The sequence below is a fragment of the Alteromonas sp. ASW11-130 genome (assembly GCF_026183735.1).
Taxonomy (GTDB): domain Bacteria; phylum Pseudomonadota; class Gammaproteobacteria; order Enterobacterales; family Alteromonadaceae; genus Alteromonas.
Window position 1 is genome coordinate 55,994 of record NZ_JAPFRE010000018.1, and the last position, 22,198, is coordinate 78,191.

Consider the following 22,198-nt stretch of genomic DNA (forward strand, 5'->3'; position numbering starts at 1 on the left):
TTCTCTCATAACTTAAAAAGCAGTGAATAATTCACAACCCAACCCGAGTTTTTACGATTCATTGAAACATCATAGAAACGAGTCAAATTGTGCCAAATTCCTAACGCTGATTTCATTTGGCCCTAGGGGATAGAATAGATAAGAAATATAAGTGTAGACGAACTAAGTGGGGGAAGCGTATGTAACGCTTAAGTTATAGATTCACTAAGCGCAAACTTTGGTCTTTAATAGCTCCTGGTGTACTTCCAATTCGTCAAAAAGCGCCTGTAAAAATTAAAAACGTTGTATGTTTAACCTTCGCTATCTAATTCATTTTCTCATAGGGCAAATACATCTGAGTAATAACAGCTTTACGAAGAAAATGGGAAACTTTTAAACGCTAATTTGAGCAATGCGAAAAAGTGGGGTCGCCCTGTGAATTTATTGACAGAAAATAGCAATTCAATAACCTGCACTGTATTGTACATTCGAATAACTGGATTAGAATCGACCGCAGTGCAGACTATTTCAACTGCGTTTAGCGATTTATTATAAGGTTGGCTATCTCGGCGAAAGCAGGTCGCCCGCATACAATGGCGGACAAGGGGGGAACAAGTTAGGAAGAAGATACTGGAATTATTATAAACCTGTGGCCAAAGAGAGTTGGCCACTTGGGCGCTTTTTTGTTATGAATCATAATAGGGGTTTTATTCAGGCTTGATCTCGTTACTGAGTTGCGTCAACCATTGCTCGACAACCATTTTTTTATCAATCAACTCCCTTTGTTTAGCTACACTTAGTGCTTGTTGGGCGAATTTCAGCGCTTGCGCATGTTGATTTTGCGCGTAAGCCAGTTGTGAAAGGTTCATCAAGCCATTTGTATAGCCTAATGGACATTGCATTACCTGATGATAGTCCATGGCTTTGTGATACGAAGTGTTGGCTTGCGAGAAATTACCTTCAAATTGATAAAGTTGTCCATTTACTTCTTCTAGGTAGGCTAAATATAGCCAGTCTTTAATCTGCTGAGCACCTTCTTTTGCAGCGGTAAAAAAAGTTTGCGCAGTATCTGGTTTTCCGTGTTGTAGATGATTTACGCCCTGCCAGAAGTTTAAACGAACAAGTTCTTTTTTCTCATTCACAGCTTTCGCTTGAGAAATTCCTTGCTGCAAAACGTCAAAAGCCTGTTGAAAGGGGAAGCGCTGCTCAACTAATAGTTGTCCGAGAATACGTCTTTCGATGATGGCGAGGGGATGGGTAATAATGGCAGCATTAAGTAAATCTATTGCTTGTTTAAATTCACCTTCCAACTTTAAAACAATTGCATTGGAAAGGATTTCATTTGCCAGTGAAGACTCATAATTGTCATCAGGCAGCGCGTAATCTTTATCCAGTCGTTTGCCGATAATTCCGGCTAAATTATCGACCGCTTGATTGACTTGACCGTTTGATACCGTTCCTTTTTCAACATTGTCACGATAATAAAGCGTATAAAGTAATTGGTAGTCGTTTGGTGAGCCTGTCAACGTCATTGCGACAATTAAATTTGCCCCAGAGACCTGAAAAATCTGCTCAATATGCTTTTTATCCAACGCGGTAAACGGTGCTTTCGCTCTCGCTATTACATCAAATACATAGTCGGCTTCTAATACTCCTGCGGTATGGGTGGAGTGTAAACGCTGAATCAACTGATCCATAGCGCCATATCTTACCCATTTGTGATCGGCGTCATTGATTTGATTATTCACAGGTAAAACAACAAGGGAGCCACTGATAGGGGGATCACTTGGGGAATCTTTCGAAAGCGTAATCAGGGCTATAGCCATGGTAAATATAGCGAAGCATATTACAGCAAATGACTTACTAAACTTTCTGTTATGTAACTTGCTGTTAGCCGTTTTATCTGCAACGTTTGATACCTGCTCTACAGGCTGCAACCAGATGTAACCTTTACGCGGTATGGTTTTTATAACCTCTTCACCACAGAAGATTTTTCGCAGTTCCTTTATTGACTGAAAAATTACTTGATCATCAACTACTACATCATCCCAAACAGTTTCCAGGATATGCCCTTTAGAGACAGTATCCCCCACATTTTCCAATAGAAGTGTTAGAAGTTGCATGGTCTTTGGTCGGACCATGATTACAGTATCGCCGTGGAGAATTTGTCCGCGGTGGGGATAGACTAAACGATCAACGGTAGTAAAACAGTTTTGCACGGTTAAAACGCTTGATAACAAACTTCTGAATACGATTTTACAGTAATTTTCTAGTATATCAGTAACAAATATCGGTTTTTAAAAATGCGAATAAATTCAATGCATTGAGTAGGGAGGATGAGTGGTTTCAGGTTTTTTCAGAACGTTTCAGTGGCGTTTTATCGGTTAAATGAGAGTCTCAATTTCAGCGTGACCCATCAACTTATGTGTGTGTTACTTAATTCAATTTTTGAGGCGAAAAATTTATGCTGTCATTAGAACGCTTTTTTAATCACTACCCCTTAATCAGTGCAACATTATCTGTATTGTTTTTAATTCTTTTTACGCAAGTTGGTGCGTTAATTCTCGGAAGTCTGTTTGCAGAAATAGGACGAGACTACTTTGCAACTCTTTTAAGGATGCTTAGTGGTGTTTTCGTCATTGCATTGATGTTTCGCTTATCCTGGCTGAAAGATGGATTTATTTCTACACCTGTAAAGCACTGGGGGAAGGGCTGGTTATTGTTCATGCTTCCTTTAGCAAGCCTTGGCTTAGTTAACTTCTTTGGTGTCAACTGGCAGACGCTTCAATTCGATGTTGGCACATTCTGGTTTTGGTTAATTGATAACGCCAGCACAGGTGTTTTTGAAGAAACCATGATGCGGGCACTTGTATTTTGTATCTTGCTGAAGGCATGGGGAAATACGCGAGCTGGCGTTTATAAAGCGGCGCTTGCTCAGGCGCTAATTTTTGGCGCTGTACATTTACTTAATTTGATAAATGGTTTTGCAGTAGAAGTCGTCGCCCAGGTTTTCTATGCCACCTTCATTGGATTTGGTTTCGCAGGAGCGGTTATCTACACGCGCAGTATTTGGCCTGCTGTATTCGTTCATGGGTTTATAAATGCTGTTGCCAATATTAACGCCTATTTCAATCCCAACTTTGTTGACACACCCACTAGCAGTCTAACGCTACTCGGTTTGGTGGCATTTATATTCGTCATCGGCGTGCTACCAGGGCATTTGGGTATTCGTCGATACTGGCGTGATAATAGATGTTCAGCATCAGTGTAGGTGAGTTAGATGTCAAAAGTGATAATGAATTATTCGCTTTGTTGTCTGTTGTTTCTAATCACGTGTTGCTTTAGCGCTGCAAATGCAAATCAATCTAATGATGAGAAAGCATTTAAAGCGCTTGAACAAGCGTTAAATGATTTACAGCGTTGCAATAGGCAACTCCCCAGTGACTATGTGTTGAGTTACTCGAAACAGGAGCAAAATAAGGAAGGGGATTACTCTATAACCCGTGTACATCGTCGAAATAAAGAGCAAATAGATGCTGTATTGATTGAATCTGAAGGAGACATAGATCAAAACCGTAGTATAAATTGGAATGGCTTTGTTTTGGTTACGTTACCACTTCAAACTATTCATGACGCAATCTTTGTTAGAGAAAACGACACCAGTTGGAAGTATAAAATACCTTCACCTGTGCAGGCGCAAACGGATACCCAAGTTGATTTGTCGCATGCCAATGAGAAACTTAACCAACAATTGGTAACCGAAGTGACTGTGCGTAAGGATATGCCGATTTTTACGAGTATGCGTATTTTTGCTCCCCACCCATTTTCCCCTTCACTGTTAGCAAAAGTGACTAAGTTTGATGTGGGATTAGATTTTAATGAAGTATCAGATTCAGGTCCGCTTTATGTGGCGAAAGAAACCAGGCAACTTACAGGGCGATACGGGCTGCTTATCTCTTTTGATGAATGGGTGGAAACGACCCAATATGATGTAAAAATTGTTCAATATCGGTAAAACCATGCAGTTTAAACTGTGATTAGGTTCTTGTATGCGTTAGCTGCTAGTCAATTATTAGGTAATGTATTTCACCGCTCATAACGTAAAGTGAAGTGGTGATCGCAATGTAAAGTAGGTAGCAGGGGGAGTGAGGCTGACGGCATGGTTATGGAGAGGAGATTAAATCGAAGCTCGCGTTTATGAGAGTCCAAGTAATTTGTCTACCGATAACTTACCGAATAATCGTGAAAACGCTAATTTAGAAAACGGATAGTAAAGGCGAAATGGGCGTGGTACTTCAACGCCTCATTTCGTCTTTAAAATCACCCCAATCACCTTATTTCAGCCTTCAGCATGGTTAGTCTAATTGACATCAAGCTATTTCTAACATAGCGTAATTTCTTGCAGGGACAAGCAGTTACATCGACTTTTTCATTAGTCCTGCATGATTTAAAGGCGAGTGCGTTGTTCTTTGCTTTGAAACTGCAAAGTCGCTCGTATCAAAACCAACCAAAAATTTTGCGAGGACAAATGAAAAAGAAATCACTAGCGATTGCTGCGTTAATTTTAAGTTCACTTTCACCGCTACTGTCTGCGGATGAACATACAAATGATGCAGTATGGCGTGCAGTTCATGATAACTCACATCGTACCCAAGACGATAAGCAACGAGACAGGTATCGTCACCCTGAAGCGGTACTGAAGTTTTTTAATATTCAAAATAATTCTGTCGTTGCGGAAGTAGCACCGGGAACGGGTTGGTATACCCGTATACTGGCTCCTTTGGTGAAAGATGAAGGCAAATATATTGGCTTAAACCATGATCCCGACTTCTACGCCAAACGTTTTCCAGACAACAAAGAGTGGGCGGACCGGTTACGCAGTTACCCTGAGCGGCTTAAAGAAGAGCCCGAATTATACGGATCGAAAGCGGTAGGTTCATGGATACCTATCACAGGGAAGCTACCTGTAGAGCAAGCGTCTGTCGATGTTGTATTCATTTCGCGTACATTGCACAATTGGCAAAATCAGGGGCGAATAGAAGAAGGGTTGCAGCAAAGTTGGCAAATTTTAAAGCCCAAAGGTGTATTGGCAATAGTGCAGCATAGAATGGCTGATAGTTATAAAGGAACGCGTGAAGATGCAGCGAAGAAGGGGCGATTTGTCGAGTCAGATCTAATAGCGCTAGTCGAAGAACAGGGGTTCAAGCTTGTCGAAAAATCCGAGATAAACGCAAACCCTAAAGATACGGCCGACTATGAAAAAGGCGTTTGGACGCTACCGCCTTCTTTGGCTATGAAAGATGAAAATAGAACGCATTATCTGGAAATAGGTGAGTCAGACCGCATGACATTGAAATTTGTTAAAATTAAAGCTTAACAAAGTGGGCACAGCTTAGAACGCAGAATTCGCACTTTACTAATTGCAAATCAGCAAGTAGTGAAAGTGCGAGGTCAACGGCAGCGCGTTTTACCCTTATTCCATCACGTATCACTAGAACGGTTCCGCCAACTTAAAACGAAAACCAGCGAGCAGGGTAAAAAGGGGAGAAAATCACAATAGAAGGTTATCTATTTTCACCTAATTCAAATCCATCAACTGCTGAAATTCGTCAATAAATAAACCGACGTGGTAACCATCCATAAGCGCATGATGAACGTGAACGGAAAACGGCATGATCTTCTTTCCATCAATGTCGGTTACTCTTCCGATTGAGATTTTGGGACAGCTATCGGGCAACGAAAAATTTCTGGCATGGGATACTGAAGTGAATTTTATCCAAGGCAGGGCGGAAAAATGGATAACATTATCGCTGGCGCCTGATGGGTTTAAATCGTGACTGTTCCTGACTTGTTCAATAGCGACTTGAGCATCCTTTTCGAACTGATCAAAAGATTTCTGGAATTCAATATTGGAGAAGCCAAAGGTACCGTTTGGTCTGTTGATAGTTGATGCGGCGTTTACCTTATTATGGACAATCACTTTATCGTCCACTATACGATAGCGGAATGGCTCAACGTTATTGGCGGCAATCAGTGCTTTGTGCAAGTAGACGAGAAAAAATGACACGCCTGCACGTTTGGCTGATTGAAAAGCAAGTGTGCAATCAATGTCTACAGAGACACCGAAAAAAGGCTCTTCATAGGTTTTGAAAAAGTGGAAGTGGGCTTTTCTGTCCCATGTATCCAGGTTAAGTTCAGTGAAACTCATTTTTGTTCTTTATCTCGATATCTCAGTGGTTGCCAGGTTAATTGCAGTCTTTAGGCTTTCTTGCGCTGAAACTTGATAGTCTGCGATAACACCATAGTCTTGCCAGTTTTCGTTTGTTTTCGGGTGGTGAGTTTGCGCATAAGTCAGGATTAAATTTGCATGCTGACTGACCGGCAAAGTTTTTTTCATAAGCGCCACGCCCATGGTGTCTTCACCGACTATCACTGCAGCATGGTGATATTTCAGGGTATAACCAACAAATTCCCACGGGCCGACCACAAACCCTGAGTTTAAAACATACACAGGGGTATCGTAAAACCGTTGAGCGTTTATAAAATTGTCTTGAATAATTATTTTTGCGGGTGCTTCTTCAGGGTTCAGAAAAACATCGGCAATCACCGTGTCAGGCGCAACAAAGAAACTGATAAGCTGCTGTGCGAGCGGTAGCGTTCCCAATCCAGTGATTCGTAAATCGATAATTAACGCACGAGATTCGGCCAGGTATGCCATTGCTGAATCAAGTTCGTTCTGGGCTGAAGAAAACAAAAAATCACCATCAAATCGTATATAACCTATGTCATTTTCCAGCATGTCGACTTGAATCGCGTTTGACTCTTGTCTGGTTAATTTATTCTTCAGCGGGTTGTGAATTTCACGCTCAACCAGCTCAAACCCCGAGTCGTTGGTCGCTTTGATTAAAATATTTTCGAGAATTTGTTTAAACATACCGAATGGATAAGACTGATCGAAAGCGCCAATGTCCAATTTATGTAACAAATCCTGCGCCACGTCTTTGGCTTTATCCGGGAACAAATAGTCATGCTCAAGAACGTCTACCGTATTGAGCACAATTTCGCGAACTTCATTTTCTGACAGTATTATTTCGTTTTGCCTGGCAAGTACTGGTTGGCTACTGACAACCAGCATTATAAGAACAAAGAAAATATGGGTAAGTTTTTTCATGACCTTCACAGGCAAGATGAGAAGAACGTATTGATATAGACAAAGTTTCTTTTTTCAAGCTTCTTCCCCAACGTTACCTAACTTTAAACACCGAACATAGCCCACTGGCATAAAAGTGTCGTCTGATTAACCGAAATTAAAGACAAGCTATTTGCAATAAATCGTATGCTTTTTTAGCTTTTTATCTTATTTTAAAGGTTTCTCATGCTTCAAGCTGAATCTGTTAGATCCAAATTACTTGTTCTTATCACCATCCCCATTATTTTAAATGCCATACTGGCTCTATATGCAAGTCAGCGTTTAGGCGCGGTTAGTAATACTGTGCAAACGGTTAATACTGAACGCTTACAGCCGTTGCGAAACCTTGATAAAATCATGCGTCTCTACAGCAATGGCGTAGTCGATTTAGCGCACAAAAGTATATCGCAAATGCTATTGTGGAAGGAAGCCGACGCGCAGCTGGCGGAAACACGACAGAAACTTTCTAAAGCATGGGCAAGCTATCGTAACCGTGATTTATCGTCGGAAGAATCAGCGTTACTGCAACAGAATAAAACTGCATTTAAATCGGCCGAACAAGCAATAAGTAAATTGGAAAGTTTTATTGATGAGCAGTCTTCTTATAGCATAGGAAGCTTTGTCGATTTGCAGTTGTATCCCGCTTTAGAGCCAATACAGAATTTAGTGAAGCAGCTCATCGTTATTCAAAGCGAGCCGGCGCAGGGGTCAGCTTCGGTCGCAGAACGAATAGCCTCTAAAGCGCAAGTGACTGTATTTATAATTTTACTCGTTATGACATTGGCATTGGGAGCAATGGGATTCTGGCTATATCGTGGCATTCGTAGCCCGTTAACGGTAATGCTAAATACTGTTACCGATATTGAAAAGTCTCGTAATCTAACCTTGCGCACTAACCTGAAAAGTAATGACGAATTTGGAGATATGGGCCGTCGTTTTGATCGTATGATGGAAACCATTGGTGAATTGATTAATCATTTACAACAGGTGGGTAAGCGCGCAGTCAGTGTCACACAAGATGCTTGATGTGAATAATAAAACTGTCCAACGAATAGAACAACAGCATGCTGAAATTACTACCATGGTCAACGCTATAGAACAGATTAATCATTGAGCTTCAATGGTGCGTCGTGATGTAAGGGACGAAGAGAAAGCTATCGTGAATGCAGATGTAGTTGCTAAAGAAGGCGGGGCATCCGTTCGAGTGACCATTGATAGTATTGAAAACTTGTCCACTGAAGTGTCTTCAGCGGTAGCATCAATATAAATCCTTAAGGAAGACAACGAAAGCATTGGTGGTGTTCTCGATGTGATAAAAGACATTGCAGAGCAAACCAATTTGCTGGCGCCCAATGCCTCTATAGAAGTTGCACGCGCTGGCGGGTAAGGACGTGGGTTTGCGGTGGTGGCAGACGAAGTTCGTCAGTTGGCTAGTAGGACTGCGGTTTCGACACAGGAAATTCAGGAAATTATTCAAAAGCTGCAACAGGGCACATTATCTGCTGCTGACATCATGTCGAAAGGAAAAGGTAGTGCCGGGACCAGTGTCGATACAGCGCGAAACGCTGGAGAAGTGTTAAATAAAGTTGAGGACGTCTTTCAAGCTATTTTATGCAGTAGTCAAACTATTGCAGCAGCTGCAGAAAAACAAATGCATATTGCTGCTGAAGTAAACCAACGCGCAGGGCGAGTTGGCGAATTGACAAACGAAACATTAACTTTATCAACTGATGCAGCTGAAACAGGTAAACAAGTTGCTGAGATTTCAAAAGCGTTGCGCTCTTCACTTGGTCAATTTACTACTTAGTGGATCGTAGAGCAGGCAATTTACGTACCTAGCTCAATAACCTACGGAAGTTTATAAAAGGGCGCCCAATGCAACAACTTCATCGTTCGTTCATTTTTATTGTTCTGCTGTTGTGTTTGGGGTGTAGCAATCTGAACAATAACACTCCCCCCCCACAAGATGGCCAGCCAAGCTCATTTTCTACTCCCGTTCCGGTTGAGGTGAGAAATGACAATGGCCATTATCAAATCTATCGTGGTGGTAAACCGTTCTTTATAAAAGGGGCCGGCGGTTCTAGTCACTTATTGGCGCTAGCGGACGCGGGCGGGAATGCTTTTCGTACCTGGTCGACCTACAATGCTAAACAATTATTGGATGAAGCACATCGAAACGGACTGGTAGTAATGCTCGGAATTAGTCTTGGGCATGAAAGGCATGGTTTTGATTACAGCGATAAACAAGCCGTGCAAAAGCAGTTCGAACGGGTTCAGGATGAAGTGCTGGAGTATAAAGATCACCCCGCGTTGTTAGCGTGGGCCATTGGCAACGAAGTGGACTTGTTTTATACGAACCCAGATGTTTGGTATGCGGTTGAGCAAATAGCCAGCTTTATTCAACAGGTTGACGAGTACCATCTTGTCACCACGGTTACCGCCGGCATTGATAAGGAAAAACTTAACCTTATCCAAAAGCGTGTACCCAGCCTGGACTTTTTAAGTATTAATATTTATGGGGGGCTATCATCGCTTCCACAGGATTTACTGGACATGGGCTACGCAGGCCCCTTTGTGATCACTGAGTGGGGGCCGACTGGACACTGGCAGGTAAGAAAAACAAATTGGGAAGCACCTATTGAACAAACAAGCAGTGAAAAAGCAGCTTCTTACCAGCAACGTTATGAGCAAGGAATCGTGAATGCTAAAGGAAAAGCGTTAGGCTCATTTGCATTTTTATGGGGACAAAAACAGGAAACTACCCCAACCTGGTATGGCGTTTTTACCGAATCTGGTAACCCAACAGAAGCGGTAGATACGCTAACTTACAACTGGACGGGAAAATGGCCGGATGAACGGGCCCCGTCAATTGAAAGGATAACGTTAGAACGTAAGTCGCGCTTTGACAATATAAAAGTGCAAGCAGAACAACGCATCAGTGCAGAGGTTATATTCACTTCTTCGCAAGACAATTCACCTGCCATTCAATGGGAGGTGCTACCCGAGAGTACCGATATCAAAGCAGGAGGAGACCCAGAATCACGCCCGCAACCTGTGAAGGGTTTAAATGTGACAAGTAATGGTAAGGGGAAAGTCACCCTTGATGCACCCGCCACGCCCGGTGCCTACCGCTTATTTGTGTATGTCACCAATGCCAACGGTAAAGCAGCTTACGCGAACATTCCGTTTTGGGTAAATGGTGCTTAATTAAATTACTTAGGGGAGGGGTGAAATGCACAGCTCATCGATTTCTCTGTGCTCGACCTTTTCGCCAGATCATTGTCAGCCTGTCATGCCCATACGAGTGGTATAAAGTGCTGACCCTTTGATAAGTAACGTGGTTATCACACCCTAAGGTTGATTTAGTAACCTATTTCCATAGCTGTGAGGCAGGATCAATAATATGTCGCTTTTACAGGCTATATTGACCGCAGCAAAATTGTATCTATAGCGAACCCTGGCGATTTCGCTGACGCCTAATTTAGGAAACGGCTTATATATCGTTGAGCAACGCACAAGGTGACTAGCTAAAAGTGTCCACAATTGCCTTACGCAGCCAATTAATCGATTCATCTTGCTCAGTATCCTGATGCCAATATAAATGGGTAGAAAGCGCTGGCATCAAAATGGGAAGCGGGTGAGCGATGAGTTGTTTATCTAACAACTTGGTGGCAATTAAAGAAGGCAGAGTAAGCAGATAATGTGTTTCTTTCACGATGGCTTTTGCTGAATGATAGTTCTGACAGCGAATTTTTATCTGACGGTTCATTCCCATTTGCAACAGACTGATATCTTCAACCACATGCCCATCGCTGCGATTAGACACCGCAATATGTTCAGCGGATAAATACGCTGCTTGCGTAAACGCTTTTGCCAGCGGATGATTACGTGACATTAATACAGCAAATTCATCACTACTCAATGGGTGGTGTTTGATCGGTGATTGGATTGCACGTGCCACATCAATAACAACGTCCACCTGCCGATTATTGAGTTGCCTGGCGACAATGTCGCGGTCCAGCTTTACACTTTTTAAACCTGCTAGTGGCGTATGCTGGTTTAACCATTTTTGCAAAGAAGGAAGCACTAGGGGTTCAAGCGCATCATGAATCGCCAACACAAACGTTTGTTGTGTTTTTGCAAGCTCAAACTGACCACATTGCTGGAGTGTCTTACGAAGGCGGGCGAGCAGATCTATCACAGTGGGGGCAATTTGTTTGCAGGCGGCGGTGGGTTCTAATTGCTGACCTTTGCGAATGAATAGCTCATCATCCAGTGCCATTCGCAATCTCTTAACGGCATGACTGACAGCAGAAGGGCTGATAAATAGAACCTTACTGGCTGAAGTCATATTTCTTTCCTGGTACAAAACTTCAAATACTTTGAGTAAATTTAAATCCAGTTGCTGTAATTGCTTGTCTGCCAACACAATGTTTTCATTCTGTGAATGTCGTTCATAGCATGGTAGCAATATTTTTCACTTCATTCATGAAGTAAGCTGGAATAAGTTTATACCAAGAATAAAATAAATATTTCGGAGAGTATTGTGGACTTTCAACCTAGTGCGAAAAGCCAGGCTTATTTGACGAAGCTAACATCTTTTATGCAAGAGCATGTCTTTCCCCTTGAGAAAGATATCATAGCTGAGAATCATCGCCTGAATTATCACGGAGATTGGCGTAGCTGGAAGGTGCCTAATCAGATAGCCTCGTTAAAGCAAAAAGCACGCGACGCGGGGCTATGGAATTTGTTTTTGCCTGATGATGAGCTCGGGCACGGGCTGAGTTGTCTTGAGTATGCTCCGCTTGCAGAAGAAATGGGCAAGATTCACTTTGCGCCGGAAATTTTTAATTGCAACGCTCCGGACACGGGCAATATGGAAGTGCTTTATCACTTCGGTAACGAGCAGCAAAAGAAAACATGGCTAACGCCGTTACTCGCAGGTGAAATTCGTTCGGTATTTGCTATGACCGAACCTGATGTGGCATCGTCCGATGCCACAAATATGCAGGCCTCGATTGAAGAAGATGGCGACGAGCTGGTGTTAAATGGGACAAAATGGTGGACAACCGGAATAGGCCATCCCGACGCGAAAGTCGCTATTTTTATGGGGCTTTCCAACCCTGAAAACGAAAAACACGCCCGCCATGCTATGGTGTTGGTGCCACTAGATAGTAATGGGCTAGAAGTTAAGCGCATGCTCACTGCCAGTCAGGATTACGATGCACCCTATGGCCATGGCGAAATGCAGCTAACGAATGTCAGAGTACCCAAAGCGAATATCATCATGGGGATGGGGAAAGGGTTTGCTATTGCCCAGGGGCGTTTAGGTCCGGGCAGGATCCACCATTGTATGCGTGCCATAGGTGCTGCCGAACGCTGTCTGGAGCTTATGATAAAACGCGGATCTAAACGCGAAGCGTTTGGCAAACCTATTATTAAACTGGGTGGAAATTTAGAACGAATAGCCAAAGCCCGTATGGCCATTGATCAAGCGCGTCTGTTAACGCTAAATGCAGCCTGGAAAATAGATACGGTCGGCGTTAAACAGGCTATGACAGAGATCTCTGCTATCAAAGTGGTGGTACCAAATGTGCTTCAGGATGTGAGTGACATGGCCATTCAAATGCACGGTGGCGCAGGCGTGTCGGGAGATTTTCCGTTGGCCGGGTTTAACGCAGCAGCCAGAGTGCTGCGATTAGCAGATGGCCCAGACGAAGTGCACATGGGTATGGTTTCCCGTTTGGAGCTGGCGAAATATCAACAGGATAAGCGATGAAAACTATCCGATTATTGATCACCGGTGGCGCTACTGGCTTTGGTAAAGCCATGGCGTTGTGCTGGGTTAAACACGCACAGCAAGACACAGCAATTAAAGTGTGCATTGCCGATATTCACCAGCAACGCGGGGAAGAAACTGTAGCTGAATTAAAAAAGTTGGGTGCAGAAGCATTTTATAGCCAATGCGATATTACGGTCGAAGCAGACATTGCTGCCACCCGGGATATTATCCAGGAACGATGGCAGGGAGTGGATATTGTCATTAATAATGCGGGGGTTGCCACAGGCGGGTCACTCAACGGCGAGTCACTCGAGCAATGGGAATGGGTTTTTAACATTAACCTGTTTGGGATGGTAAAGGTTTCACAAGCTTTTGTGGATGTTTTCAGAAAACAGGGACAGGGCTATTTTATCAATGTCGCCTCTCAGGCTGGGGTAACCCCTATACCCTTGATGGGAAGTTACAACGCGGTAAAAGCAGCGGTGGTGTCATTTTCAGAGACCATGAAGACAGAGTTGGCACCTGAAAATATCGATGTAAGTGTGGTGTGTCCCAGTTTTTTCAAAACTAATCTTGATGAATCCATGCGCACCAGTGAACAGGTTATGCGTGAAAGTATTAAACGCCAGTTTAATAAAGCGGATATGACCGCAGAAGAAGTAGCAGAAAAAGTATGGCAACAGGCGCAAAAGCGTAATTTTCTTATGCTTACCCATAAGAGTGGCAAAGCCGCCTATTATATGAAAAAGTGGCTGCCCATTGACTGGTATCTGAACAAGATTATCAAAGCCACCAAAAAGATGGTGTTAAGAGCAAGGGAAGGGCAGGGTGAGAATGGATGATGTAACCGATAAAGCTGGCGCGGTCAGAAGTGGAGAGGAACTTGATGTTATTGCACTTCACACTTGGTTGAAGCAGAACATAGACAACATTCACGGCAAACCAAATATTACTCAATACAGCGGCGGTGCATCGAATTGGACGTACTGTCTGGAATACGACAACACTTCACTGATTTTACGCCGCGCTCCAGCAGGCACGAAAGCCAAAGGCGCGCATAATATGAAGCGGGAATACGAACTACAAAAAGCACTCAAGCCTGTTTATCCTTATGTGCCTGAAATGCTTACATTTTGCGAAGATGATGCAGTTCTCGGAACTGATTTTTACGTGATGGAAAAGCTGGTAGGTATTATTCCGCGTAAACATATGCCCAAAGGCGTAGCGTTAACGCCAGAGCGTACCAGCCAATGGTGTAAAAATGTCATCGACTGCCTTATTCAGCTCCATCAGGTCGATATCCAAAAGACAGGCTTGTCGAAACTGGCAAAAGGAGAAGGATATGTCGAACGTCAGATTTCAGGCTGGAGCCAGCGGTATCAGAACGCCAAAACCTGGAACGTACCCTCTGCGAAATACGTCATGCGCTGGCTGGAACAGAACATGCCCGCCAAAGAAACGATTTGCCTGACGCACAATGATTTTCGTTTCGACAATTTAGTACTCGACCCACATGACTACACTCAGGTTACGGGCGTATTAGACTGGGAACTGGCGACACTTGGCGATCCCTTAATGGATTTAGGTAATTCGCTAGCGTATTGGGTAGAAGCGGACGATGATTTTCTAGCGCAATCCACACGCAGACAGCCTACTCACTTACCCGGCATGTTCAGGCGTAAAGAAGTGGTTGATTATTATTTGTCGCAAAATAAATTGGAGTGTGATGATTTTACTTTCTATGAAGTGTATGGCCTGTTTCGTTTAGCGGCTATTGTTCAGCAAATTTACTATCGTTATCATCATGGACAAACCACCAATCCTGCATTTAAACGTTTTTGGGTGTTTGTGCACTATTTATTGTGGCGTAGTAAGAAAGCGATAAAACGCAGAGGAAAATAATGGCAGCCATCTATTTAATCAGGCATGGTCAAGCGAGTTTTCATGCCGAAGACTACGACAAGCTATCTGAATTGGGGATTGAGCAAGCTGCGTTTGTAGGGCGTGCAATGGCCTATCAAAAAGTGGTGCCTGATGCAGTATATCGTGGAAGTTTGTTACGCCACAAAGAAACCGCCGAGCATAGTTTACCTCAGTTTGGAGAAGGGTTAGACGTTCACGAGTTGCCTCAGTGGAATGAGTACGATCATAGAGAGATTCTTGCCCGCTATGACGAAAGACTTGCCACTCCGGCTTCCACTAAAGAGTTACTGGGTAGTCACCCTCATCCAATGGACGCCCTTAAAAACGCAATCATGAAAGCAATGGCCAAATGGATGAGTGGTGCACACGACGCTAATTATTCAGAAAGCTGGGAGCAATTTAATGCGCGTGTGTTCGATGGATTAGATGTAGTGCGTAAAGCGGGTCACAATGCATCAGTAGTGTATACATCAGGTGGGCCTATTAGCCTGATTACCTGCAAATTACTAGGCCTGCCCCTCACTGATTTAATGAAAATTAACTGGATGCTGGTTAACGGTGGAATTACCAAACTTATTGTACGGGGGAAAGATCGTAAACTGTCTCTTTCCAGCCTCAACGAACATAGCGTTTTTGCTAACACCGCCGACAAGCGATTTATCACATACACATAATTGGGCAAATAATGACGAGAAAAAATATACTTATCACAGGCGCAAGCTCAGGATTAGGTAAAGGGATGGCCATAGAGTTTGCCAAAAAGGGAAGAAATTTAGCGTTATGTGCCCGCCGTGTCGAACGCCTTGAAGCGTTAAAAAACGAACTGCTTGCCATCAACCCCAACATTACTGTGCTTATTAAATCGCTTGATGTGAACCAACACGACGATGTGTTTACGGTGTTTAAAGCTTTTCGAGAAGAAATGGGACAGCTTGATCGCGTTATCATCAATGCAGGCATGGGCAAGGGGGCTTCGGTTGGAACAGGCTATTTTCACGCCAATAAACAGACTGCTGAAACCAACTTTGTTGCTGCACTGGCACAGGCTGAAGCTGCTATGGAGATATTCCGTGAACAAAATTCAGGGCATTTGGTGACCATTTCATCCATCAGCGCAGTGCGTGGATTTCGCCGAGCCATGACAGTGTACGCCGCCACCAAAGCCGCGTTAACATCGATGAGTGAAGGTATTCGCATTGACGTGATGGGTACACCGATCAAAGTCAGTTGTGTACACCCCGGATTCATCCGCAGCGAGATTAACGAGAAAGTCAAAAAAGTCCCTTTCATTGTTGATACGAAAACAGGTTGTAAAGCGCTGGTGAAGTCTATTGAGAAAGAAAAGGCCAATAGCTATGTGCCAACCTGGCCTTGGGCTTGGATGCATTGGGTATTGAGAATGGTGCCAGCTAAGTCACTTCGAGGGATGAGTTAAAAAAGAGGAAAAAGGGGAAAAGGGGAAAAGGGGTCGGAATCATTTATTTAAATGACTCCGACCCCTTTTTACTTTTTACATATTCACACGTTTATGATATCGAAACTAGACCATTCCGATGATGTGGTTGCAGAGCAAGTTTATTCTGTATTCCAAAAATCATACATAATTGAAGCTGAACTTATCGGGGTTGATGAGTTCCCCCCTTTGTTACGTTCAGTAGATAAAATTAAAGACGCATCAACACTGTTTTATGGCTTCTTCGAGCGCAATAATCTTGCTGGTGTTATTGAAGTTGAGGTAGATGGTAGGCGCCTATCTATAGACAGTTTAGCTGTTCATCCGCACTTTTTTAGAAGAGGCATAGCGGATAAATTGATTAGCTTTGTAACGAACCATTTTAGATACACAGAAGCGGTAGTAGAAACCGCAGCAGTAAACACGCCCGCCATAGCATTGTATGAGAAGCATGGCTTTCAACATTATAAAACGTGGACTCCGTCTCACGGTATTGAAAAAGTAGCCTTGAAGATGCCTGAAGATGTAAAGGAGAAGTGAAGAGATTATTCGCTCTGCCATGCTAATCAGCAATAAAAGGCAGAGCGCCTAAAGCTATGGAGACATTAAAACTGGTTTAAAACTGTCCGGTCTACACCTGAAGTGACGACTTTCAATTCTTCGCCTGCACAGTTAATCATCAATAGCACATGTAAATCCTTTTCCGACCGGTAAATACTATGAGTTACTAGCCAGGCGGATCTTCAACATGATAAAGCCAGGCGGCGCGAAGACACAGCTCAAGCTTCTGCAAAAAGGGCAAGAGATGACGCCGCCTCTTTATTAGCTTTTAGCAAAGGCGTTAAGCGCTTCACCAGACAGCCTGTATCCGAGCCATTCACTTTTTGCTTTGGCCCCGAACGACTCATAAAAATCGATGGCAGGTTTGTTCCAATCAAGTACGCTCCATTCGAAACGACCACAATCATTATCTACTGCGTGCTTTGCTAAGTACTTTAACAAAGCTTTCCCAGCGCCTTTTCCACGAGCATCTGGAGTGACATATAAGTCTTCCAGATAGACGCCGTTCTTACCTTGCCAAGTAGAGTAGTTATAGAAGTAAACGGCAAATCCTACTGGTACGCCATCGTCTTCACAAATTACACAGTGCGCGGTCGCGGTATCAGAGAATAAAGACGACTTAATATCATCGACAGTGGCCTCAACTTCGTTTTCTGCTTTTTCGAAAATGGCTAATTCTGTCACAAATTGGTGTACTAAATGTGCATCGTTAGTATTTGCGGGGCGGATTGATAACGTCATGTAATGTCCTAAGAGAATAGGGGCTTACCGCCCCCATCGAATGATTATGAATGAGTTATTTGAGCTTCGGGCTCGGCTGGCTTTGTACGAACTTTATTGATTGCCCATCTAAACGGTTTACCCAAGTCAATTAAAATTAGGTAGAGGCATGGAACCAGTATAAGCGTAACCAGTGTGGCATAAAGCACCGAAAAACCTAAGGCGATAGCCATTGGTATGACGAATGCGGCCTGAAGACTGGTTTCAAACATAATCGGCAATACGCCAACAAAGGTCGTGATCGAGGTCAAGGTGATAGCTCTAAATCGTGCACCGCCGGCTTCAGCAACCGCCTCACGAATGGCATAACCTTGTTTTCGTCGCTGGTTTATATAATCGGTCATAACCAGGGAGTCATTGATGACGACACCGGCCGCTGCTATTAGACCAAACGTCGACATCATGCTTAAGTCCATTCCAAACAGAAAATGGCCCCATATCGCGCCGGTCAAACTAAAAGGAATGACCGACATAATGATTAAGGGCTGGCCATAGCTTTTTAATGGAACAGCCAACAGAATGTAGACTAAAATCATAGCTGCGACGAAGAACATTATCTGCTCATTCTGTTGAGCCTGTTGCTCTTCAATATCGCCACCCAACTCTGTCATAACGGAAGGGAACTTTTCTTTTAATTGTGGAAGGAGCTTTTCGTCAATCTGCTCAACCACTTCGTTAGGTTCAATAGCAATTTCATCTATTGAGCCCCAAACATAAACACTACGGTAGCCTCCCTCGCGGCGAATGTAGCTAATCCCAGGTTTTTCTTCTAACTTAACCACGTCCCCTAACATAACTTCTTTTCCCGTTGGGGTAGTGATAACAGTGTATTTAAGATCCGCAAAGCGGGCACGCGTCATTTCAGGGTAACGCACCATAACGCGTACTTCTTCACCATCACGTATAACACGTTGAGCCTCGCCGCCGTAGAAGCCGGCGCCAACCTGACTAGCAATAGTAGATAGATTAATCCCTAAATCGTAAGCTACGGGCAGCAGCGTCATTTGCACTTCTTTACTTTCAGGATCAATAGTTGAGCTGATATCGAACAAGCCTGGTAGTTGTTGGAGCATGTTAATAAAGTGCCTACCAGCAGCATTGAGAGTTTGAATGTCGGGCCCGTATAGCAGATAGCCAAATTCTCCATCATCGCCACCACCGTTCACATCGTCTTGTACCATAAACGATTTCATCCCCGGGATTTCAGGGATAGCTTCGCGCCAACGACGAGCTAACTCAAACGTATCAAAAGGACGCTCGTCTTCGTGAACCAAAGGAGCAACAATACGGCCTTCTGTTCTTTCCTGATTAAAGGCTAGAACATCTCTGATCATTCCACGACCGTATTCTTGTTTAATCTTCTCTTCTTCTTTGTTAATCACGTTTTCGATGGTACGCAAAGCATCGATAACAGCCGTGTCTGACACGTTACTATTCATCTCAATTCTTACACTTGGAAAGTCATGCGGTACTTTAGGTTCGGGGACAAAACGCACGTAATTGGCAGCCATTAATCCCAAACTCACTAACAGCATCGCGATAAAAATCATTAATACAGCCCAACGCCATTCGAGTGCTTTTTCAACTGTCCGACGATAGGGTCCATTTACAAGGTTGTTAAAACGCGTATTAAACTTTGCTCGCCAGCTATTGGCTTTAATCGGCTTGAAATTGATGTGCGCGATGTGGGCAGGCAATATGAGTTTTGACTCAATTAAACTGAAGAATAAGCACAATATGACAACGACAGAGATATTGTAGAAAAACGCGCCTTCTGGCCCACTGCTTAATGTGAAGGGGGCAAACACCGCGATGGTGGTCAGTACACCAAATGTCGCAGGTGTAGCGACACGCTTTGCGCCGCGGATTACGTTATCGATACCGCCACCTTTATGTTCAATCTCGGTATAGGCGCTTTCTCCGATGACGATAGCGTCATCCACCACAATGCCTAATACCATGATAAAGGCAAAAAGCGAAAGGATATTAATGGTGACGCCAAATACAGGCATAAGCATTACGGCGCCTAAAAAACATATTGGTAATCCAATCATTACCCAAAATGCTAAGCGGAAACGTAAAAACAGCGTAAGCATCAGCGCTACCAGGATAGATCCCTGAAGCAAGTTTTTGAGCATCATATCGAGACGGGCATTAAGGTAATACGTCATGTCGACTAATACTTCTAAGCTGACTCCAGCAGGTAGCGTTTTGTTTTTCTCTTCTATGTAAGCTTTAACATTTTCCGCAACGGGGATGGTGTTTTGCGTTTTAGTCGCCATAACAGACATATAAATGGCGTTCTTCCCGTTGTATTTGAAGTAGCGTTCACCTTCCGTAAAGCCATCTTTAATCGTGGCGATGTCAGAAAGCAATACTCGAGAACCATTTGCGCCAATTTTGACAGGTATAGAGCCAAAATCTTTCCCATCATAGAACTGATTCTCCACCCTGACGGATATTAGACCGGCTTGAGTTTTTATTTGACCAGCGGATAAATTCGTTGAGTAGTTACGAATAGCACGACTAACATCATCAATTGTAAGATTATAGCGACGAAGCATTTCGGGCAATACTTCCACGGCAATCTCGTCTCCCGGTGCCCCCATATCGACCAAGGACACCGTACCTAACTGAAGCAATTCGTCTTCCACTTCTTTGGCAAGTTCTTTTAGTTCATCAAGCGGAAGATCACCGACAAGCGGCATTTCGATAACATCTTGTTTAAATTCAATCTGAGAAACGGTGACTGGCTCCATACCAGCAGGAAAGGTGGCGATACTGTCTACTCGCAATTTGACCTTATCCATAACGTCTTTTAATTCTTCACCCGTATCCACTTCAAATACGATGCGTCCACTGTTTCTAAACGCCCGCGAAATGGTTTTCTCAATTTCGGTGATATCTTTGACGGATTCCTCAATTTTTATCAGAATACTTTCTTCAATTTCCTGTGGAGAGGCCCCAGGGTATTGAGCATTTATCTCGATGTAATTGATCTCAATATTAGGGAACATTTGTCGTTGGATAGTGTTATAACCAAATATGCCCATTATGATTAAGAAAGCCATGAGCAAATTGGCCGCAACCGAATTGCGAGCAAACCAGGCAATGATGCCCTTATGGGTATCGTAATTTTCGTTCATTTGGCGCGTCCTTAACGTTTGGCTGCGTTGATCATCGCAACTTTAGCGTCGGTTGGAATGACTTTTACTGCTATTCCTTCTTGCGGATACTCGGGCAGAGTTTTAACTACGCGGTTCTGATCGAAATCGCCTCTGATCAAAAAATAACCCCCATCTTCGCGAACGACATCTACCTCGTTAGAGATCAATTTGTCTTCTTTATCTAACGTCCAGAGCTTTTTATTGGTGACTAATTCCTGTGGGATGCGGTATACATTATCAACCGTTTTGCCGGAAAAGTTCACCTTCACGTAACTGCCAAATTTAATTGGCCGTTGCTGAGAACGAATTCCGTACGGGTCGTCAATTCTGGCGACAAGGTGGGCCATACGCGTAGCTTGGTCTACTATTCCGGTATCGCGGTGCAACCAAGCTGAACGTTCAGTCTGTTTACTGCTACCCGAATTGACGGTAGCTTTACGTTGTGTGATTTGGTCGGGTAAGAAAGCTTGATCAAAACCAGCCACTGGGAAGGTGACTTCCGCTGTTTCAATACTATAAAGGGTTGCCGTAATCATACCTGTGCTTACGAAGTCCCCCACGCCGATATCGCGGGATACTACCAATGCGTCATACGGTGCCTTGACTTCACAATTATCTAAATCCCTTTGGGCAATTTTAAGTTGTGCTTTTGCAGACTTTAAGGCCGCTTGGGCACTTAATAATTGCGGCTTTCGCAGGTACAAATCGCTTACTTTTCCCTTGGTCAGTTTAGCCGCTTCTTCTTTTGCAACCTGCGCTTGCGCTTCTTCCTGAATTAATTGAGCCTTAGCAGAAGTGACATTAGCTTCTGCTAATAATAATGCGGCTTCATACGCATCTTTTTCAATAGTGAATAACGTTTCACCACGCTTCACTAAGCCACCATTGACGAAGTGTTTATTCCAGGAAACTATCTCACCTGATACCTGAGCAGCCAATTTAGTAATTTCAAGAGGGGATACTTCACCATAGGCAGTAATTTCCACGGTGTAAGAATCGGTATCGAGTTTATCAACGGTAACAGATGGGCGTGTGTCGACTTTTTCTTGAACTTTATCGTCGGAGGCCGTGGCCATAATCGCCTGCATACCACCGAAGCCGACTGCAAATATAGCAACTGGTAGAACAATTTTAATCCATTTCATCATTAACTACTTCTCGTTGGTGCATTTACTTCACATAATAACGTGAAAAATGCTTACGTTTACGACTCAATTGTAACGAACTGTTAGAGTACTGTTAATGGTTTAATTGCGAATGGTGCAAAATATATTTCTGTAATTATCTGAAAGCAATGCTGATCAACTGATTATTCGCTGCAGTATAAACTATTCGTTTATAATTCAATTGGTTTGTGAAAGTCG

19 protein-coding genes and 1 pseudogene are annotated in these 22,198 nt (G+C 43.4%); 13 read left to right on the top strand and 7 right to left on the bottom strand.

The window, feature by feature from the left end:
• Positions 1-686 precede the first annotated feature (686 nt).
• Positions 687-2,120, bottom strand: coding sequence for a winged helix-turn-helix domain-containing protein (locus tag OPS28_RS06705; protein ID WP_265608686.1), 1,434 nt, complete (start codon positions 2,118-2,120; stop codon positions 687-689).
• A gap of 323 nt (positions 2,121-2,443) precedes the next feature.
• Between OPS28_RS06705 and OPS28_RS06710 the strand changes: the two genes are divergently transcribed.
• The 3 genes from OPS28_RS06710 (at position 2,444) to OPS28_RS06720 (ending at position 5,356) form a co-directional block, all read left to right on the top strand.
• Complete coding sequence (locus OPS28_RS06710; RefSeq protein WP_265608687.1) at positions 2,444-3,250, top strand: CPBP family intramembrane glutamic endopeptidase; 807 nt, start codon at positions 2,444-2,446, stop codon at positions 3,248-3,250.
• A 9-nt stretch (positions 3,251-3,259) separates the two neighbouring features.
• On the top strand, positions 3,260-3,994 hold the full coding sequence (locus OPS28_RS06715) for a hypothetical protein (RefSeq protein ID WP_265608688.1): 735 nt from the start codon (positions 3,260-3,262) through the stop codon (positions 3,992-3,994).
• Positions 3,995-4,507: 513 nt separating this feature from the next.
• Positions 4,508-5,356: a class I SAM-dependent methyltransferase gene (locus OPS28_RS06720; RefSeq protein ID WP_265608689.1), complete on the top strand. Its 849-nt coding sequence runs from the start codon at positions 4,508-4,510 to the stop codon at positions 5,354-5,356.
• A gap of 201 nt (positions 5,357-5,557) precedes the next feature.
• On the opposite strand, the gene OPS28_RS06725 is transcribed toward OPS28_RS06720, so the two are convergent.
• Positions 5,558-6,187: a chloramphenicol acetyltransferase gene (locus OPS28_RS06725; protein WP_265608690.1), complete on the bottom strand. Its 630-nt coding sequence runs from the start codon at positions 6,185-6,187 to the stop codon at positions 5,558-5,560.
• Between the two features lie 9 nt (positions 6,188-6,196).
• Positions 6,197-7,150 (bottom strand): S41 family peptidase, encoded by a 954-nt coding sequence (locus OPS28_RS06730; protein ID WP_265608691.1) that lies wholly within the window; start codon positions 7,148-7,150, stop codon positions 6,197-6,199.
• 204 nt (positions 7,151-7,354) lie between these two features.
• Between OPS28_RS06730 and OPS28_RS06735 the strand changes: the two genes are divergently transcribed.
• The 4 genes and pseudogenes from OPS28_RS06735 (at position 7,355) to OPS28_RS06750 (ending at position 10,375) form a co-directional block, all read left to right on the top strand.
• Complete coding sequence (locus tag OPS28_RS06735; RefSeq protein ID WP_265608692.1) at positions 7,355-8,194, top strand: MCP four helix bundle domain-containing protein; 840 nt, start codon at positions 7,355-7,357, stop codon at positions 8,192-8,194.
• Positions 8,195-8,288: 94 nt separating this feature from the next.
• Positions 8,289-8,435, top strand: coding sequence for a hypothetical protein (locus tag OPS28_RS06740; protein ID WP_265608737.1), 147 nt, complete (start codon positions 8,289-8,291; stop codon positions 8,433-8,435).
• Positions 8,436-8,477: 42 nt separating this feature from the next.
• Positions 8,478-8,975, top strand: a pseudogene (locus OPS28_RS06745) (methyl-accepting chemotaxis protein).
• A 68-nt stretch (positions 8,976-9,043) separates the two neighbouring features.
• A complete protein-coding gene (locus OPS28_RS06750; RefSeq protein WP_265608693.1) occupies positions 9,044-10,375 on the top strand; it encodes a glycoside hydrolase family 2 TIM barrel-domain containing protein in 1,332 nt (443 codons plus the stop codon).
• A gap of 316 nt (positions 10,376-10,691) precedes the next feature.
• On the opposite strand, the gene OPS28_RS06755 is transcribed toward OPS28_RS06750, so the two are convergent.
• On the bottom strand, positions 10,692-11,597 hold the full coding sequence (locus tag OPS28_RS06755; RefSeq protein WP_265608694.1) for a LysR family transcriptional regulator: 906 nt from the start codon (positions 11,595-11,597) through the stop codon (positions 10,692-10,694).
• 117 nt (positions 11,598-11,714) lie between these two features.
• On the opposite strand from OPS28_RS06755, the gene OPS28_RS06760 reads away from it, so the two are divergent.
• Genes OPS28_RS06760 through OPS28_RS06785 form a run of 6 tightly spaced genes read left to right on the top strand, consistent with a single transcriptional unit; the run spans position 11,715 to position 16,866 of the window.
• Positions 11,715-12,947, top strand: coding sequence for an acyl-CoA dehydrogenase family protein (locus OPS28_RS06760; RefSeq protein ID WP_265608695.1), 1,233 nt, complete (start codon positions 11,715-11,717; stop codon positions 12,945-12,947).
• A complete protein-coding gene (locus tag OPS28_RS06765; RefSeq protein WP_265608696.1) occupies positions 12,944-13,792 on the top strand; it encodes an SDR family oxidoreductase in 849 nt (282 codons plus the stop codon). The genes OPS28_RS06760 and OPS28_RS06765 overlap by 4 nt, the downstream gene beginning before the upstream one ends.
• Positions 13,785-14,852 (top strand): phosphotransferase family protein, encoded by a 1,068-nt coding sequence (locus OPS28_RS06770; protein ID WP_265608697.1) that lies wholly within the window; start codon positions 13,785-13,787, stop codon positions 14,850-14,852. The genes OPS28_RS06765 and OPS28_RS06770 overlap by 8 nt, the downstream gene beginning before the upstream one ends.
• Positions 14,852-15,547, top strand: a complete 696-nt coding sequence (locus tag OPS28_RS06775) for a histidine phosphatase family protein (protein WP_265608698.1) — start codon at positions 14,852-14,854, stop codon at positions 15,545-15,547. The genes OPS28_RS06770 and OPS28_RS06775 overlap by 1 nt, the downstream gene beginning before the upstream one ends.
• Positions 15,548-15,558: 11 nt before the next feature.
• Complete coding sequence (locus OPS28_RS06780) at positions 15,559-16,308, top strand: SDR family oxidoreductase (RefSeq protein WP_265608699.1); 750 nt, start codon at positions 15,559-15,561, stop codon at positions 16,306-16,308.
• A 51-nt stretch (positions 16,309-16,359) separates the two neighbouring features.
• The gene (locus OPS28_RS06785) at positions 16,360-16,866 is read left to right on the top strand and encodes a GNAT family N-acetyltransferase (protein ID WP_265608700.1); all 507 of its coding nucleotides are present in this window, start codon (positions 16,360-16,362) and stop codon (positions 16,864-16,866) included.
• Positions 16,867-17,148: 282 nt separating this feature from the next.
• Here OPS28_RS06785 and OPS28_RS06790 read toward each other — a convergent pair whose 3' ends face one another.
• The 3 genes from OPS28_RS06790 to OPS28_RS06800 are packed head-to-tail and all read right to left on the bottom strand — an operon-like array spanning position 17,149 to position 21,979.
• Complete coding sequence (locus OPS28_RS06790) at positions 17,149-17,628, bottom strand: GNAT family N-acetyltransferase (RefSeq protein ID WP_265608701.1); 480 nt, start codon at positions 17,626-17,628, stop codon at positions 17,149-17,151.
• 44 nt (positions 17,629-17,672) lie between these two features.
• Positions 17,673-20,813, bottom strand: a complete 3,141-nt coding sequence (locus OPS28_RS06795) for an efflux RND transporter permease subunit (protein ID WP_265608702.1) — start codon at positions 20,811-20,813, stop codon at positions 17,673-17,675.
• 11 nt (positions 20,814-20,824) lie between these two features.
• Positions 20,825-21,979 carry an efflux RND transporter periplasmic adaptor subunit gene (locus OPS28_RS06800; RefSeq protein ID WP_265608735.1) on the bottom strand — a complete coding sequence of 385 codons (1,155 nt, stop codon included), beginning with the start codon at positions 21,977-21,979 and terminating at the stop codon, positions 20,825-20,827.
• Positions 21,980-22,198: the final 219 nt, after the last annotated feature.